Genomic DNA, 15,553 nt, shown 5'->3' on the forward strand with positions numbered 1-15,553 from the left:
GGCCGCATTCTGCCCGCCTTTCCCCCATAAAAACCTCCTCCTTTTCGAGGCGTTCCCAGGTGTGGGATCGACAGGCCCGGGCACTCGCCTTTCTGAGGGGCGGTCAACGAACACGATGACCCTCTTGCAAGGTATATGCCGTCGAATAAGGAGCCTATTATGAGCGACAACATGTGGGGATACCAGCCGACGGCCGGTCACACCGCGGGGAACACCCTGACCGGTTACAAGGTCGAGGCGAGCGACGGAAGCATCGGCAAGGTCGACAAGCACTCCGACGAGGTCGGCTCGTCGTACCTGGTGGTCGACACCGGTGTCTGGATCTTCGGCAAGCACGTCCTGCTGCCGGCCAGCACCGTCACGCGGGTCGACACCGCGGAGGAGACCATCTACGTCGACCGGACGAAGGCGGAGATCAAGGACGCCCCCGAGTTCGACAAGGACAAGCACCTCGGTGATTCCGATTACCACGAGCAGGTGGGCGGGCACTACGGAAAGCACCGCCGCATCTGACCACAACAGCTCCCGACGGGGGCCGACCGGAGCGAATACGCTCCGGTCGGCCCCCGTCGGCGTTCACGGCAAAGAATTCGTTCAAGAATTCAGTCGGGCGTAATGGCGGCCGGCAAGGTCGCACGAAGTGCGCTTCCGCGCAGTCAAGACCACACGGATGAACTGCACAGGCAAGACTGTACAACCCAACCTGCATGTTCTAGTGTAGACTACATGAATGAGAGCCCACGCCTGTCCCCCTCGGCGGTTCAGGCCTCGCGAGAGGTCCGTACGGTCATCAGCCGCCTGCGGCGCCGCATCCTCAACGCCGCCGAGGCCGAGGACATCACCTTCGGGCAGGCGTCCGTCCTGAGCCGCCTGTCCGGCCAGCAGGGCGTCACGGCCAGCGAGCTCGCCGCGGCCGAGGGCGTACGCCACCAGTCGATGACCTCGACGGTCGCGTCCCTGGCCACTCTGGGACTGGTGGTACGGCGGCCCGACCCCGACGACGGGCGCCGGCTGCTCATCGCGCTGACCACGGAGGGGCACCGGCGGGTGGAGGAGGGGCGGCAGGCCCGGCAGGAGTGGCTCGCCACGGAGTTGCAGGGGAGGTGTACGGAGGAGGAGCGGCGGGCGGTGATCGCCGCCATGGCCGTACTGGAGCGACTGACCCATGACTGACCAGAAAACGGCGGGGCGCGGCAGGACGGCGTCGGCGGGCTTCGACCGGCGGCTGCTGCCGCCGATGATGCTGGGGTCGGTCCTCAACCCGATCAACTCGACGATCATCGCCGTCACCCTCATACCCATCGGCGACGCCCTGGGCGCGCCGCCCGCGCAGACGGCGTGGCTGGTCTCGGCCCTCTACCTGGCCACCGCCCTCGGACAGCCCGTCGTGGGCCGGCTCATCGACATCTTCGGGCCGCGCAGGCTCTTCCTCGTCAGTACGAGCCTGGTCGGGGTCGCCGGTGTGGTCGGCACCCTGGCGCCGGACCTGGGGGTGCTGATCGCCTCGCGGGTCCTGCTCGGCTTCGGCACCTGCGCCGGGTATCCCGCCGCGATGGCGCTGCTGCGCAGCGAGGCCCGGCGCACCGGGCAGGACAGTCCGGGCGGGGTACTGACCGCCCTGGCCGTCGCCAACCAGACCATCGCCGTGATCGGCCCTCTGCTGGGCGGCCTGCTGGTGGGGCTGGGCGGCTGGCGCGCCACTTTCGCGCTGAACGTGCCGCTGGCCGTCGCGGCCGTACTGCTGGGACTGCTCCGGCTGCCCAAGGAAGCCGGAACGGGAGGCTCCCCCGAAGCCGGTACGGCGGCCGGCACCGAAGGATCCCCGGCGGCCGGCACCACAGGGCCCCCGGGTCGAGCCGGGCGCCTCGCCACGCGGCTCGACCTGCCCGGCATGGCGCTGTTCGCCGCGATGCTCGTCTCGTTGCTGCTGTTCCTGATGAACCTGCACCTGCGCGACTGGTACCTGCTGGCGATCGCCGCCGCCGCGAGCGCCGCGTTCGGCGCCCGGGAGCTGCGCGCTTCCACCCCGTTCATCGATCTGCGGGTGCTGGGCGGCAACACGCCCCTGCTGATCACGTACGGGCGCGCGCTGGTCGCGTACGTCGTCTCCTACTCGTTCCTCTACGGGTTCACGCAGTGGACGGAGGAGGGCTTCGGGCTCCCGCCGTTCCACGCGGGGCTGGTACAGATCCCCATGTTCCTGGTGGCCATCGGTGTCTCGATCGTCTCGGGACGGCGCGAGGGCGTGCGCGGCAAGCTGCTCGCCGGCGGGCTCGGGCAGGTGGTCGCCTGCCTGGTGATGCTGACGCTCACCGGGGCGAGCCCCGTGTGGATGCTGATACTCGTGGCCCTGATCTTCGGCCTCCCCCAGGGGCTGAACAACCTGGCCCTCCAGAACTCCGTCTACTTCCAGGCCGATCCGGAGCGCACCGCCTCCTCGGCCGGCCTGTTGCGTACCTTCGCGTACGTCGGTTCGATGGTCGCCTCCTCCACCACAGCCGCCTCCTTCGGGCAGCGCGCGGACACCGGCGGCATGCACCACCTCGCCTGGATCATGCTCGGCGCGGCGGTCCTCTACCTCCTCCTGACCGTCTCCGACCGCGCGCTGGGACGCACTCCGGACGGCGCTGCGGCGCACTCCCCGAAGGAGTGAATGAACCTCATCGAACGAGTTTGAGCGGCAACGGCCCAGAGCCCGCACGCTCCCTCCTCCGTATGGGAACTGACGTCCACAAAATGCCCACGACGGGCCCGTGACGGCACCGGATCCGGCGCGTTTCTAGAGCACCAGTGCCACACCGACGCCCAGACGGAGGACACGCCGGCGGCATGACCGAGCCCAACGAGACACCCAACCACACCGTTCCAGGTCCACGCACCGCCCCACTGCACGCCCCCACGGTCGACCCTCCGGGCGCGCCCGGGCCGCCGGCCGTTCGGGTGGCCGGGCCCTCCGATGCCGACGGGCCCGCGCTGATGCGGATGACGCGTCTCGAAAGGCCGACCGCTCCGAGCCCGCGGGAGGGCGGGGAAGGGCGCCCCGGCTGGCTGCCGCCCGAGCAGTACGCCGAGACGGTTCTCAAGGCGACCGCCTTCGCGTGTTTCTACTTCACCGACGAGGACGACCGGCCTCTCCAGTTGCACTCCGTCTACTCCCCCGCGCACCCCTGGCAGCTGGTCGGCGGCACGATGGACCCGGGTGAGCGCCCGTGGCAGACCGCCGTTCGTGAGTGCGAGGAGGAAACGGGCATCACGCCGGCCGGGCCGCCCCGGCTCCTGGCGACGGTGTACGGGCTGCCCGGCGCCGAGTGGCCGTACAGCACGATCGGCTGCGTCTTCGACGGCGGCCGGCTCACCGCGGCGCAGATCCGTGGCATCGCCGTACAGCCGGAGGAGCACGACGAGGTCCGCGTCCTGCCCCTGGCCGCGTGGGAGGCGCTGATGCCCCGCCGGGACTTCGCGCGTCTGAGCGCCCTGGCTGAGGCGCGCCGTACGGGCACCGCCGCCTACGTCGACAACTGGGGCTGGGGGGACGAATGAGCAGCGGGGTCCGGAGGCGGGGGCGTGCGGTCGGTGACCTGGGGCCGCTCCTGGCCGGGGTCGGCAAGGCCGTGCTCAGCGTTCCGGACGCGTACGTCACCGCGACCGTCGACGTGACGGCGTGGGCCGACCGGAAGTGGCGCGCGATCCTGGCGCATCGCAGTGAGGCGGCGAGGGAACGATCCCTGCCCGGGCTTCTGTCGCGGGCCGGGGAGAAGGCGCGGGACCGGGTTCTCGGCACCGAGTACTACTCCCGCCTCAGCCTCGTGCCGTCGCCGGGCGGTCCGAGGCGGCCGGCCACCTGACGGGTTGGGCCCGCCGGCACAGCGCGGCGGGCCCAATCTGGAGTGCGGTCAAAGGTCAGACGACTAGCGCACCTTCACGAAGACCGGGTTCGAGTAGAACCAGAGGTCGTCCCACGGGCTCTCCTTGCCGTCCGCGAGCGGCTCGGCCTCGTCGGTGCTCGTGCCGCGTACGCGGGCGTAGAGGTCGCCCTCCACATCGCGCAGCGTGTGGCGGACGACGTACTCCTTGCCCTCCCGGCGCCAGTCGCGCGGGCCGAACCGGGCCACCACCTTGGTGGTCGGGTTGGTGTCGGTGTCGAGGCTGGCGCTCGGGCCCGTGATCCGGCCCGTGATCAGGTCGACGCGCCGTACCTCCGGGCGGTCGCCGTTGGCGTTCTTGCCCTCCAGGGGCCGGAACCTGATCTCGATCTCGACGTCGGTACGGTTGCGACGGCTCACCGTGAGCGTCTCCCCCACGGAGGCCTCGCTGCCGCGGTTGCTCGCGCTGAGGTCGAGGCTGGTGATCAGGTCCCCGGTGCCCACCCAGATCCGCCCGTTGCGCAGGCCGTCCATGATGTCGGCGTAGTCCTGCCGCGCCAGCACGTGCGTCTTGCTGTACTCGCCCGGCCAGAAGTCGGAGCCGCCGCGGGTCCAGTGGACGTGCGAGTCGGAGGTCGCGGTGATCCACCAGCGCCGGCCCTCGCCGAGCAGCGCGTCCCAGAGTCCGCCGACGCGCGCCGTCATCTGGTCGAAGCCGCCGTGGGTGGGGTAGTTGCTGTAGCCGCCGCGCGCGCCGCCGTTGAGCGGGCCCGCCTGGTGGCCGGGGGCGCCCTCGAAGCCGACGTAGATGTCCGGCGCGGCGTTGTTGCCGTTACGGAACTCGCGCGGCGTGTCCTGGCCGTAGACGCCGAGGCCCGTGGCCGACCGCGAGGCGTGGTGGGCGATCACCAGCGGCTTGCGCGGCATGCCCTTCGCGGCCTTCAGGAACTCGACCATCTTGGCCTCGGTGTCGCGGCTCGGGTCGGCGGGGAAGGGGTCGTTCTTCGCGAAGCGGCTCTCCAGCTCGAAGAGCTGCTTCGCCTCGTCGGCGTGGTGAGGGATCATCAGCGTGTGGTGGTCCAGCGCGGGAGCGTCGAACTCCATGCCCCAGAACTGGAGAACGCCGGGTACCAGCGTGCGGGAGCGGAGAAGGTCGGGGTACGCCTGCTCCAGGTTCACCTTCGAGTGCGTCGGGCCGCCGTGGTCGGTGCACATCACCCAGCTGAGACCGAAGTGCTTCGCCATGATCGCGTTGGTCACGATCGGGTAGACGGCGTCGCCGCCCTTGATGAACTTCGGCGGATTGGTCGACGTGTCGAACGAGCCGCTGTACTCCGAGTGCACGTGGTGGTCGCCGGCGCGCCACGTCCGGCCGCGCGAGTCGCCGTGCTTCCCCTGGTCGCGGTCGTCATCGTCGTGGGCCGCGGCCGGGCCGGCCACCGCCAGCGGGCCGGCCGCCGCCAGCGTCGCCCCGACACCCGCGTACTTGACCAACCGGCGCCGCGAGATCGCCGAGTACTCCGGGTCTTCGCTGTTCTTGTTCTTCACGATGAAGCCTCTCGTTCAACCGCTGGGGGGCAACGAGGAGTCTCGGGTGGCAAACCGAACGGAACATGAACAGCGCTCACGACGATCGAGAACAACACATCCCGGTCCGCGCTTGGCGCGCCGTTGAACTGCGCTTTACCCCCGGGGAAGGCCACGGGCACGCCTGCCGCCCGCACGGTCGGCGACACAAGGTAACGTGAGCGTCACTGTGCGAAGTCGGTCGGGACATTTCCGTGAGTACGGCAGCTGGGTGGTCGCCCTGGTGCTGGCGGCTCTGACTGCCCTGCTGCTGGGTGCGTGCGACAGCGGCGGGCATCACCGGCTGCTCGACGCGCCCGCCGGCCGTACATCTCTCTCGGTGTCCGCCTCTGACTTCACGTCAGGGTGTGCCGACCCGGATCCGTCCTGCGCGCCGGTGGTGGAGCAGCATCTCGCCACCCAGCTGGACCAGTACCAGCCCCTTCCGGCGCTCCCGTCGGCGGTCGGCGGGCGGCGGCCCAAGGCAAAGACACCCCTCTGCGGCGGCACCTCACGGCGCGGGCCCCCCGCCGGCGCAGGACGTGACGTGCTCGGCCGGGTGTGCGTGTCGAGGACGTGACCGGGCCGGACCGCTCTGTCGTACGGCGGCCTCCCGCCGCCCGGCGCGTGGTCCGACCGCCCCGATCGCTCCTTCTCCGGGTCCCCCGGTGCGCTCCTCCGGCAACAGGTGAGCCACCGCGGTGTGCCCCGGCCCGCACGAAAGACATCCGTACGATGACTGAACTGTCCCTGCCCCTGCCTCTGCCCCTGCCCCTGAACGCGCTCAGTGTCGAGGGCGCCGTCGGCAACACGCCGGTGCTGTGGGTCGACGAGCCCTTCGCGACCGCCCCCAACGGGTTCTGGGCGAAGCTCGAAGGATTCAACCCCGGCGGCATCAAGGACCGCGCCGCCCTGTACATGGTCAACCGGTCCAGGGAGCGCGGAGATCTGCTCCCCGGTGCCCCGATCGTGGAGTCGACCTCCGGGACGCTCGGCCTCGGCCTGGCGCTGGCCGGGGTCCTCCTCGGGCATCCGGTGCACCTGGTCACCGACCCGGGCATGGAACCGATCATGGAGCGGATGCTCACCGCCCACGGTGCCACTCTGTACGTCGTCGACCGGCCGCATCCCGACGGCGGATGGCAGGAGGCGCGTCGCCGGAAGGTCGCCGCGCTCCTGGCCGCGTACCCCGGCGCGTGGTGCCCGGACCAGTACCACAACCCCGACAACGTGGCCGCGTACGGCGGACTCGCCGACGAACTCGCCGGCCAGCTGCGCCACATCGACGTGCTCGTGTGCGCGGTCGGCACCGGCGGCCACTCCGCCGGGGTCGCCCGTGGCCTGCGTGCGCGCATGCCCGCGCTGCGGCTGGTCGGGGTCGACACCATCGGGTCCACGATCTTCGGCCAGCCGGCCAGGACCCGGCTGATGCGCGGGCTCGGCTCGTCCATCTACCCCCGTAACGTCGACTACGGCGCCTTCAGCGAGGTCCACTGGGTCGCCCCGGCCGAGGCGGTCTGGTGCGCCCGGCGCCTGGCCGCGCGGCAGTTCGCCACCGGTGGCTGGAGCGTGGGCGCGGTCGCGCTCGTGGCCGGCTGGCTGGCCCGTACGCAGCCGGAGGGGACCCGTATCGCCGCGGTCTTCCCGGACGGGCCGCACCGCTACTTCGACACCGTCTTCAACGACGACTACTGCCGCGCCCACGGGCTCCTCCTCACGGAGGAACCCACCGGCCCGGAGACGCTGGTCAGCTCCGGCGCGGCCGAGGTGTCGCGATGGACGCGCTGCACCACGGTCACCGATCCGCTGTCCGCCCCCACCGACGAGGACCCGGGCGCGAGCACGGATGTGACGGAGGTTCAGCTGTGAACTCTCCCTGGAAGCAGACGCGTTCCTTCGACGCCACCGTGCGACTGCTGCTGGTCAACCAGCTCACCATCAACCTCGGCTTCTACATGCTCATGCCCTATCTGGCCGTCCACCTGTCCACCACGCTCGCTCTGGGCGCCTGGGCGGTCGGTCTGGTCCTGGGCATGCGCAACCTCTCCCAGCAGGGCATGTTCCTCCTCGGCGGCATGCTCGCCGACCGGCTCGGCCACCGCCCGCTGATCATCGCGGGGTGTGCGCTGCGTACGGTCGGCTTCGCCGCGCTCGCCGTGGTCGACACCTTGCCCGGCCTCCTGGCGGCCTCGGCCGCCACCGGTCTGGCGGGCGCCTTGTTCAACCCCGCCGTGCGCGCCTGCCTCGCCGCCGAGGCCGGGGAGCGACGGGTGGAGGCGTTCGCGCTCTTCAACGTCTTCTACCAGACCGGAATCCTGCTCGGTCCCGTCGTCGGACTGGCCCTGACCGCCGTGTCGTTCCCCGTCACCTGTGGGGTCGCGGCGGTGCTGTTCGCCCTGCTGACCCTGCTGCAACTGCGGCGGCTGCCCGCGCGGAAGGGGGCGGCGGGCGCGCCCGACGCCACATGGCGGGAACAGGCGGGTACGGTCCTGCGCAACCGCCCCTTCTGGCTGTTCGCCGCCGCGATGACCGGCTCGTACGTCCTGTCCTTCCAGATCTACCTCGCGCTGCCCCTGGAGACGACGCGGCTGGTGGGCGACGGCCCGTACGGCACCGCGGCGACCAGTGCGCTGTTCGTCGTGTCCGGCCTGGTCGCGCTCACCGGACAGATGCGTATCACCGCCTGGTGCAGGCGTACGTGGACGCCTCATCGGTGTCTGGTCGCCGGGCTGACCCTCATGGCGACGGCGTTCCTGCCCCCGGCGTTCACGGCGAACGCGGCTCCGGCACACGGCAGTTGGAGCGCCGCGCTCGCCATGGTGCCGCTCCTGGCGTGCGCGGGCCTGCTGTCGGTGGCGACGGCGGTTTTGTACCCGTTCGAGATGGACACCATCGTCGCCCTGTCCGGCGGCCGGTGGGTCGCCACCCACTACGGCCTCTACAACACGGTCTGCGGCGTGGGCATCACCGCGGGCAATCTGGCCACGGGCGCCGTCCTCGACGCGGGACGCGCCGCCGGCACGGCGGCTCTGCCCTGGCTGGTGCTGGCTCTTCTCGGGGCGGGATGCGCGACCGCGGTGGCGGCTCTGTCCCGCAGGGGAAACCTCGGCGTGCCGGCGGAGGTGCCGGTACGGGTGTAACGACGGCCTGCGCGTAAAGGGGGTGTTGGTACGCGACAGCCCGTCGCGTACCAACACCCGTGCTTCTAGGCCTGGTTACGGCCGCGTCGTGACCACCACACTCCCGCGCCGGCGACCAGGACGACCACCACCGCGACGATCGCGATGATCACCGTGGTGTTGCTGTCGGAGTCGTCCGAGACGGCCGCCTCGGCGGGTTCGGTCGACGCGGCTGCGGGAGTGGACTGAGCCGGGGCCGGGGAGGAAGAAGTGACGCTCGGTTCCGGCGTCGGACTGGGGCTCGGGCTCGGGGCAAGGGGGGTGGCTCCGGGTGCCGCGGCCTTCAACTCCAGTACGGGCGCCGGGTTCTCCACCTTCTTGCCGCCGCTCGGCACCTCGATCCAGCGGGAGATCTCGCCGTTCCCGTATGTCTCGACGGTCTTGAACGCCAGCGACTTGGCGTCCGGCAACTGACGCACCGTCACGCTGTGTTCCGCGTCCGTGCCGACCCCGAGTGCGGCGCCGCCGACGGTGTACCCGTCGGCGGTGGCGGTCAGCTTCCACCCCTTGGGGGCGTCCTTGAGTGCCACCGCGTCCGGCGCGATGCCCTCCGGCAGGACAACCCTCAGCTTCTTGATTCCGGCGTCGCCGCTCTCGGCCTCGGAGGTGAAGCTCAGCGTGACGTTCTCGGCCAGGGCCCGCGCGTCGGAAGCGGTGACCTCGGCATGCGCGGCGGCGGGGCCCGCCCCGGCCGCCACGACGACGGCGGCAGCGGCGACCGCCACCGCGTACCGGCGCAGGACACGACCGGTGGATGATGTGTTCACGAAGATCGGCATCTCTCAGTACGGGCGGACTCGTCCCGCGTACGGGCGGCCCGCCAGGGTCAGGGGAAGTGCGTCTCCTGCCCGGCCCGGTGGAGGGCCCCTCCGCTCGACCACGTGCGACAGCATCGTCTCCGTGGCCGGCCGCACCGCGGCATCCCGGGGATGCCGGCGTACGGACGCCGTCACCCGCACGGGAACGAGCCATCGCCCCAACGCCGCCGCGACGAGCGCGAACCCCGTCCTCGCCCAGCGCCCGACCGTACGGGGCAGCCCGCTCAACGCCCTGTCCGCGCGATACATCAGCAGCGCCACGGCGACAGCCGCCGTGCCGTGCGCCAGCGTCATCACCATCGGTCCGTAGTGCGCCTCGTAGCCCATGCTCGCGCCCGGATGCGCCCGCGTGTGATCGTGGGCCGACGCGGCGGACGCGGCGGACGCGGACAGCGCCGTATGCAGAACGAACTGCGCCCCGCATGTGGCCATGGTCACGGTCCCCCACGAACGGGCCCTGCCCGTCCCGGCGGCGGACACCGTCCCCATCACGAGCGCGACGGTGGCCAGCCGCGACCAGGGGACCGGTTCCTCCGACGCCAGATGGTGCCCGACGGCGGCCAGCACGGCGCTGATCAGCGTGAATACGGCAGCTCTGACCCATCGGCCGTCCGGCCCGAGCCGTGGCGGCCGACCGGACGCAGGTCCACTCGGCGAGTTCATGACGCGCTCATCATCCACGGCCGCCCGAGCCGCTGAACACGCGCCCGGCGGCATCCGTATCCCTTTACGCGCCACGACTCCGCCGCTCTTGTGAAGGGACGCCCGGTGACCGCCCACCGTCCGCATACCGCCCGCAGCACCCTGCTCCTGGCCGTACTCGCTCTCACCTCGCTGGCCATGACCACCGCCTGCTCGGCCGACGAGAAGGGCGCACGGCCCAGCGCGCCGCGGACGAGCAAGGTGCCGGCCGCCCCCGCGAACATCGAGAAGATCGCGGCGCTGACCGGCTGCGAGGCCGCTATCCGTACCGACGCGGACGAACTCCGGGAAGGCGTCTGCGTCACAGCGCGGGGCAGCTGGACCGTGACGACCTTCCCCGCCGAGAAGTTCAAGCAAACATGGCTGGAGGCGGCCGCCATGTACGGCGGCACCTACCTCGTCGGACCCCGCTGGGCCATCGGCGGCAAACCGGAGCTGCTCGCACAGCTCCGTACCAAGGTCGGCGGAAACCTCCAGAAGCTGCGCGACATGAACGCCCCACTCGTCACGTCCCCGAGCCCCGCCCCCTGAGCCCTCTGCGCTGCTTCAGGCGCGACGGGCGCGCCGGGACCGCAATCTACGAGCGCGGCAGGGTCGCCGTGTCCAGGAAGAAGGAGTCGATGCCCTGGACCGCGGTGATGAACTCGTCCAGGTTGACCGGCTTGGCGACGTACGCGTTGGCGTGCTGGCGGTACGCGCCCTCGATGTCGTCGGGCGCGGCGGACGTGGTGAGGACCACCACCGGGATGGCGCCCAGGGCCGGGTCGTCCTTGAGGACCGCGAGGAGTTCCCTGCCGTTCATCCGCGGCATGTTCAGGTCGAGGACGATCAGGTCGGGCCGCTCCTTGTCCGGGTCGCGCAGGTGCTCCAGGGCCGCGATGCCGTCGGTGACCTGAGCGATCGTACGAGCCATGCCGCGCGCGACAAGGGCCTCCTCGATGAGCAGCGCGTCGGCGAGGTCGTCCTCGACGAGGAGCACGCTGTAGGGGCGGTCGATCGAGAAAGGGTTCACGGCTGAGCTCCTGTGCTGGGTGGAGGGAAGGGGGCGTGAGGGGGGCTGGGCGGTGAAGAGGAGTCCGGGCCAGCGTCGGCGGGCGCCCTGCCGGGTGATGCCCCACGCGTCGCCGAGCTGCGGATAGTTCGCACCGGCCTGCGCCGCCACGGCTGCCTGTTCGCGCGCGCACCGCTCCACGGCCCGGCTCAGATACGAGAGGGCGCGCAGCCGGTCCAGCTCCGTCGACGCGTCGTGGCCGGGTTCATGGGTCGCCGTCGGCGTCAGGTCGCTGTCTCCCTCTCCTTGCGGGGCCCGTCCTTCCGGGGTCCCCCGGGCCTGTGTCGCCAGCTGGTGTGCCAACGCCATGACCGCCTCTTCGGCGAGGCTGGTCAACACATGGTCGTCGGACACGGGGGCAACGTGGGGGACCATGGGAGAACCTTAACCAGGCGCCGCCCTCGACAACAGTTGTTGTCAGGCAACGGTACGCTGACCGCGCCGTCGTCAGCCGCCGGGGGTGACTGTGAGGAAAGCGTGGACATGAAGATTACGGGCAAGGGCCACGCCACCGTGGGCCGTGCGGTGTCGGGATGGACCACACGGCGCTGGCTGGTCACCGGCACCTCGCTGGCCCTGGTGGTGCTGCTCGGGCTCTCGCTCTGCGGTGCCTGGGTCTTCGCGCGCTCCACCGCCATCAACAACCGGCTGGTCGACCGTTCCAGTCCGGCTCTGATCGCCTCCGTACAGCTGGAAAGCGCCCTGATCAACCAGGAGACCGGGATACGGGGGTACGGAATCACCGGACAGGCCGACTTCCTTGCTCCGTACCGGGACGGTCTGGCACGTCAGAAATCATCCGTACGGCAGCTCCGCCTCCTCACCGGCGAGGACAAGGTCGCCGCGCGCGATCTCGCCGAGGTGGACGGCCGGGCCCGGCAGTGGCAGGCGCGGATCGCGAGGCCGGTCGCCGAGTCCTCCGCCCCCGTACCGCTGGCCCGGGAACGCGCCGAGGAGGGACGACGGCTCTTCGATTCCCTGCGTACGGCGATGTCGGCACAGCAGAACCATCTCCAGGTGGCGCGGGCCGAGGCACGCGCCGATCTCCAGGGCGCGAGGACGTTCCGCAACTGGACCTTCACGGCGATGGCCCTGGTCATCCTGGCGCTCGCGGGTCTGGTCTTCGTCGGACTGCGCCGGGGGGTCACCTCTCACCTCGACCGGCTCTCGCTCGACGTGCGGAAGGTGGCGGGCGGGGACTTCGCCCACTCGGTGGCGGGATCGGGCCCGGCGGACCTGCGGCTGCTGGCGGCGGATGTCGAATCCATGCGGACCAGGCTCGCCGCGGAGCTGTCCTTCAGCGAGACCGCGCAGGCCAGTCTCGCGACGCAGGCCGAGGAGCTGCGGCGTTCCAACTCCGAACTGGAGCAGTTCGCGTACGTCGCCTCGCACGACCTCCAGGAACCCCTACGGAAGGTGGCGAGTTTCTGCCAGCTCCTGGAGCGCCGCTACGCGGAGAACCTGGACGACCGGGGGCGGCAGTACATCGCGTTCGCGGTGGACGGGGCCAACCGGATGCAGGGGCTCATCAGCGATCTGCTGGGCTTCTCCCGCATCGGCCGCCTGCTGACCGAGCACGTGGACGTCGACCTGGACGAACTCTTCGACCGGACCGTCGATTCTCTCGGTCTGGCCATCGAGGAATCGGGCTCGGTGGTCACGCACGACCCCCTGCCGGTCCTGCAAGGGGAGAAGACCCAGCTCGGGATGCTCCTCCAGAACCTGATCGGCAACGCCGTCAAGTTCCGGTCGGCCGACCGTCCGCCGGTCATCCACCTCGGGGCCCGGCGGGTGGACGCGGGATGGGAGTTCGCCATCACGGACAACGGCATCGGCATCGCGCCCGAGTTCGCCGAGCGCGTCTTTGTGGTGTTCCAGCGTCTCCACACGCGCGAGCAGTACTCCGGGAACGGCATCGGCCTGGCCTTGTGCCGCAAGATCGTGGAGTACCACGGCGGGAGCATCGGCATCGACCACACGCACAGCCCCGGCACGCGGATCGTGTTCACCCTCGCGGACACCATGGACGCGGGAGCGCCCCGCCCCGCCCAGGGCCAGGGCGTCCTGCCGCCGCCGGCCCGGGGCGGCGGGGCGGCGGTCGACCAGGCAGCTCCGTCCGGGCAGCTCGGTCCCGTCGGCTGACACCCCGGGGGCGTATCAGAGCGCGACGATGCCTTCGCCGCCGACTCCGTCGGGCACCTCGGTGCTGCCGATCTTGGTGAGCGCGCCGTCCCGGCCGATACGGAAGGCGTCCACGACGCCCGCGCCGCCGGTCTGTACGTAGAGGTAGCGGCCGTCGGGGGTGACGGACGCGTCGACCGTGCCGGCGTCGGTGGGGGTGTTCCCCAGGGGTTCGAGGCCGGCGTGGCGGGTCCGGCGGAAGCGCGAGACGGTGTCGCTGCCCGCGTTGGAGACGTAGAAATGGTCACCGGCGCGGACGACCCAGCAGCTCGCCTGCTGGCCGGTCGGGGTGTCGTCGACGAGGACGGCGTCGCCGTCCTCCCGCAGACGGAAGGTCAGCACGCTGTTCTCCGCCCCGTCGGCGACGACGAGACGGTGGTGGGCGTCGAAGGTCAGCCCGAACGGCTGGGAGCCTTCCTTGCTGTTCACGACGGGCTCGGCGGACGGGGCGCCCGACGGATCGAGGGGGAAGACCTCGATGCTGTTGCCGCCCAGCTTGGTGGTGACGACCAGCCGCGATCCGTCAGGGGTGAACGCCACCTGGCCCGGGGTGTGGGTGAACTCGGGTGCGGTGGCGGTGTCCAGATCCAGCTCCCGGTGCCAGGCCGCGACCGGGTGCAGCCGTCCGTCCGCCAGCCGGTAGCCCTGGATCGAGCCGCCCTCGCGCCCGTTGAGTACGTACACCCGGTCCTGGTGCGCGGCGACGCTGACCGGGAACACCCCGCCGGAGGTGATGACCTGCTCACGGTGGAGCCGGTCGCCCTGGACGGAGAACACGGTGACCGTATTGCTGCCGGCGTTGACCGCGTACAGCAGCTTGTGGCCGGGGTCGTACGTCAGCGAGCCCTGCGAGGCGAGGTGGTCGACGACGGAGCCCGCCAGGACACCGCCCTTCCCGCCCGTACCGTAGACCGTACGCCCGTGCAGCGACCCGTCGTCGTGGCGGCGGTACGCGATCACCTGGTTTCCCGCGACACGGTCGTTCTGGACGAACACCGCCCTCCCGTGGTCAGGGGCGGACGGAGCGGACAGGGCGGGCGTCGCGGTCGCGGGCACGGCGAACGCGGCGGTCGAGAGGACCACGGTCACGGCGGCCTTGAGGGTCCTGGCGAATCTGCGGGTGGTGGTCGGCATCTGCCTTCTCCTGAGTCCGGCCGGCCGGGCGGCTCCTCACCCCTGCGGAAAGGCACGCACGCGGCCGGCAGAGAGCGTCGTTCCGCCGTCATCCTCAGGCGGGGGCGGCCGGGATCGAGGCACCCCGCCCCCCGGGTACCTCAATAGGATGATCAGACAGCGGCGAACGGTCGCACGCCGGCGGTCCCGGCCGGCCGGCGCGTCGACGGCTCACCGGAAGGCCGTGACGTTCTCGGCGGCCCACTGCCGGAACGGCCGGGCCGGGGTTCCTGTGACACGGGAAACCGTGTTACGCACCGTCAGCAGCACGTCGTTGACGTCACCGCCCGTGACGTCGAGCACCGCGTCAGCGGCCTCGGCCCCGAAAACGGCGACCGTCCGGGCGTAGGCCTGCTCACGGCTGATCTCCACGAAGGGGACCTCCCGCCCCAGCGCTGCCGCGATGGACTCGACCTGCTGCCGGGCGCTCACCGGCTCCGGACCGGTCAAGGCGTACGCACGCTCCCGGTGGCCGGGCTCGGTCAGCGCCACCCGTGCCACCGAGGCGATGTCCGCGGGGTGGACGGTGGGCAGCGCGACGTCCGCGTACGGCGCGCGGACCGTCTCGTACGCACGGATGGCATCCGCCCACATCAAGGCGTTCGAGGCGAACTGTGTCGGACGCAGGACCGTCCAGGCCATGCCGCTTTCCTTGAGCAGCCGCTCCACGGCCAGGTTCTCGCGGGCGGGGCCGAGGTGCGGGTGGGTCTCGACGGTGATCGACGACACCAGGACGACGTGCTCCACACCCGCGTGCCGGGCGGCTGCGAGGATGCCGGCCTCCGGGCCCGCGCCCGACAGCAGAAACAGCGAACGCGCCCCGCCCAGCGCGGACTTCAACGACGCCGGCTCGGCGAGGTCGCCCGCCATGGCCTCGACCCCTTCGGGGAACGTGGCCCGCACGGCGTCACGGGTGAGGCCTCTCAGGGGCCCGGCACCGCGTGCGCGCAGTTCCTTCAGCAGCGCGCTGCCTATGTTTCCGGTGGCTCCGGTCACGAGGATCATCTGCGTGTTTCTCCC

At 71.2% G+C, this 15,553-nt stretch carries 16 protein-coding genes; 10 read left to right on the forward strand and 6 right to left on the reverse strand.

Going from position 1 to position 15,553, the window contains the following annotated elements:
- Positions 1-159: 159 nt before the first annotated feature.
- The 5 genes from OG349_RS02275 to OG349_RS02295 all read left to right on the forward strand — a co-directional run bounded on the left by OG349_RS02275 (position 160) and on the right by OG349_RS02295 (position 3,845).
- Positions 160-513 (forward strand): PRC-barrel domain containing protein, encoded by a 354-nt coding sequence (locus tag OG349_RS02275; protein WP_327232951.1) that lies wholly within the window; start codon positions 160-162, stop codon positions 511-513.
- Positions 514-726: 213 nt separating this feature from the next.
- Complete coding sequence (locus tag OG349_RS02280; RefSeq protein ID WP_327232952.1) at positions 727-1,173, forward strand: MarR family winged helix-turn-helix transcriptional regulator; 447 nt, start codon at positions 727-729, stop codon at positions 1,171-1,173.
- Positions 1,166-2,653, forward strand: coding sequence for an MFS transporter (locus OG349_RS02285; RefSeq protein ID WP_327232953.1), 1,488 nt, complete (start codon positions 1,166-1,168; stop codon positions 2,651-2,653). The genes OG349_RS02280 and OG349_RS02285 overlap by 8 nt, the downstream gene beginning before the upstream one ends.
- A 176-nt stretch (positions 2,654-2,829) precedes the next feature.
- Complete coding sequence (locus OG349_RS02290; RefSeq protein ID WP_327232954.1) at positions 2,830-3,540, forward strand: NUDIX domain-containing protein; 711 nt, start codon at positions 2,830-2,832, stop codon at positions 3,538-3,540.
- The gene (locus OG349_RS02295) at positions 3,537-3,845 is read left to right on the forward strand and encodes a hypothetical protein (RefSeq protein WP_327232955.1); all 309 of its coding nucleotides are present in this window, start codon (positions 3,537-3,539) and stop codon (positions 3,843-3,845) included. The genes OG349_RS02290 and OG349_RS02295 overlap by 4 nt, the downstream gene beginning before the upstream one ends.
- Positions 3,846-3,908: 63 nt before the next feature.
- On the opposite strand, the gene OG349_RS02300 is transcribed toward OG349_RS02295, so the two are convergent.
- Positions 3,909-5,411: a phosphoesterase gene (locus tag OG349_RS02300; RefSeq protein WP_327232956.1), complete on the reverse strand. Its 1,503-nt coding sequence runs from the start codon at positions 5,409-5,411 to the stop codon at positions 3,909-3,911.
- A gap of 196 nt (positions 5,412-5,607) precedes the next feature.
- On the opposite strand from OG349_RS02300, the gene OG349_RS02305 reads away from it, so the two are divergent.
- The 3 genes from OG349_RS02305 (at position 5,608) to OG349_RS02315 (ending at position 8,569) form a co-directional block, all read left to right on the forward strand.
- A complete protein-coding gene (locus tag OG349_RS02305; protein ID WP_327232957.1) occupies positions 5,608-6,009 on the forward strand; it encodes a hypothetical protein in 402 nt (133 codons plus the stop codon).
- 155 nt (positions 6,010-6,164) lie between these two features.
- Complete coding sequence (locus OG349_RS02310) at positions 6,165-7,298, forward strand: PLP-dependent cysteine synthase family protein (RefSeq protein ID WP_327232958.1); 1,134 nt, start codon at positions 6,165-6,167, stop codon at positions 7,296-7,298.
- Positions 7,295-8,569, forward strand: a complete 1,275-nt coding sequence (locus tag OG349_RS02315; RefSeq protein WP_327232959.1) for an MFS transporter — start codon at positions 7,295-7,297, stop codon at positions 8,567-8,569. The genes OG349_RS02310 and OG349_RS02315 overlap by 4 nt, the downstream gene beginning before the upstream one ends.
- Before the next feature lie 65 nt (positions 8,570-8,634).
- On the opposite strand, the gene OG349_RS02320 is transcribed toward OG349_RS02315, so the two are convergent.
- Both OG349_RS02320 and OG349_RS02325 read right to left on the reverse strand, forming a co-directional pair.
- Positions 8,635-9,375: a DUF1775 domain-containing protein gene (locus OG349_RS02320; protein WP_327232960.1), complete on the reverse strand. Its 741-nt coding sequence runs from the start codon at positions 9,373-9,375 to the stop codon at positions 8,635-8,637.
- A 15-nt stretch (positions 9,376-9,390) separates the two neighbouring features.
- On the reverse strand, positions 9,391-10,089 hold the full coding sequence (locus OG349_RS02325) for a hypothetical protein (RefSeq protein WP_327232961.1): 699 nt from the start codon (positions 10,087-10,089) through the stop codon (positions 9,391-9,393).
- 105 nt (positions 10,090-10,194) lie between these two features.
- On the opposite strand from OG349_RS02325, the gene OG349_RS02330 reads away from it, so the two are divergent.
- Positions 10,195-10,659 carry a hypothetical protein gene (locus OG349_RS02330; protein ID WP_327232962.1) on the forward strand — a complete coding sequence of 155 codons (465 nt, stop codon included), beginning with the start codon at positions 10,195-10,197 and terminating at the stop codon, positions 10,657-10,659.
- A gap of 46 nt (positions 10,660-10,705) precedes the next feature.
- Here OG349_RS02330 and OG349_RS02335 read toward each other — a convergent pair whose 3' ends face one another.
- Positions 10,706-11,533 (reverse strand): response regulator, encoded by an 828-nt coding sequence (locus OG349_RS02335; RefSeq protein ID WP_327232963.1) that lies wholly within the window; start codon positions 11,531-11,533, stop codon positions 10,706-10,708.
- Positions 11,534-11,662: 129 nt separating this feature from the next.
- Here OG349_RS02335 and OG349_RS02340 point away from each other — a divergent pair, with 129 nt between their 5' ends.
- Positions 11,663-13,321: a sensor histidine kinase gene (locus tag OG349_RS02340; RefSeq protein WP_327232964.1), complete on the forward strand. Its 1,659-nt coding sequence runs from the start codon at positions 11,663-11,665 to the stop codon at positions 13,319-13,321.
- Positions 13,322-13,336: 15 nt separating this feature from the next.
- Here OG349_RS02340 and OG349_RS02345 read toward each other — a convergent pair whose 3' ends face one another.
- A complete protein-coding gene (locus OG349_RS02345; protein ID WP_327232965.1) occupies positions 13,337-14,494 on the reverse strand; it encodes a lactonase family protein in 1,158 nt (385 codons plus the stop codon).
- A gap of 210 nt (positions 14,495-14,704) precedes the next feature.
- Positions 14,705-15,538: an NAD(P)H-binding protein gene (locus tag OG349_RS02350; RefSeq protein WP_327232966.1), complete on the reverse strand. Its 834-nt coding sequence runs from the start codon at positions 15,536-15,538 to the stop codon at positions 14,705-14,707.
- Between the last annotated feature and the right edge of the window lie 15 nt (positions 15,539-15,553).

Source organism: Streptomyces sp. NBC_01317 (assembly GCF_035961655.1).
Taxonomy (GTDB): Bacteria; Actinomycetota; Actinomycetes; order Streptomycetales; family Streptomycetaceae; genus Streptomyces.

Excerpts from the sequence above, each read along its gene's own strand:
- OG349_RS02275 (WP_327232951.1), top strand. The coding sequence starts at position 160 with ATGAGCGACAACATGTGGGGATACCAGCCGACGGCCGGTCACACCGCG.
- OG349_RS02280 (WP_327232952.1), top strand. The coding sequence starts at position 727 with ATGAATGAGAGCCCACGCCTGTCCCCCTCGGCGGTTCAGGCCTCGCGA.
- OG349_RS02285 (WP_327232953.1), top strand. The coding sequence starts at position 1,166 with ATGACTGACCAGAAAACGGCGGGGCGCGGCAGGACGGCGTCGGCGGGC.
- OG349_RS02290 (WP_327232954.1), top strand. The coding sequence starts at position 2,830 with ATGACCGAGCCCAACGAGACACCCAACCACACCGTTCCAGGTCCACGC.
- OG349_RS02295 (WP_327232955.1), top strand. The coding sequence starts at position 3,537 with ATGAGCAGCGGGGTCCGGAGGCGGGGGCGTGCGGTCGGTGACCTGGGG.
- OG349_RS02310 (WP_327232958.1), top strand. The coding sequence starts at position 6,165 with ATGACTGAACTGTCCCTGCCCCTGCCTCTGCCCCTGCCCCTGAACGCG.
- OG349_RS02325 (WP_327232961.1), bottom strand. The coding sequence starts at position 10,089 with ATGAACTCGCCGAGTGGACCTGCGTCCGGTCGGCCGCCACGGCTCGGG.
- OG349_RS02340 (WP_327232964.1), top strand. The coding sequence starts at position 11,663 with ATGAAGATTACGGGCAAGGGCCACGCCACCGTGGGCCGTGCGGTGTCG.
- OG349_RS02345 (WP_327232965.1), bottom strand. The coding sequence starts at position 14,494 with ATGCCGACCACCACCCGCAGATTCGCCAGGACCCTCAAGGCCGCCGTG.
- OG349_RS02350 (WP_327232966.1), bottom strand. The coding sequence starts at position 15,538 with ATGATCCTCGTGACCGGAGCCACCGGAAACATAGGCAGCGCGCTGCTG.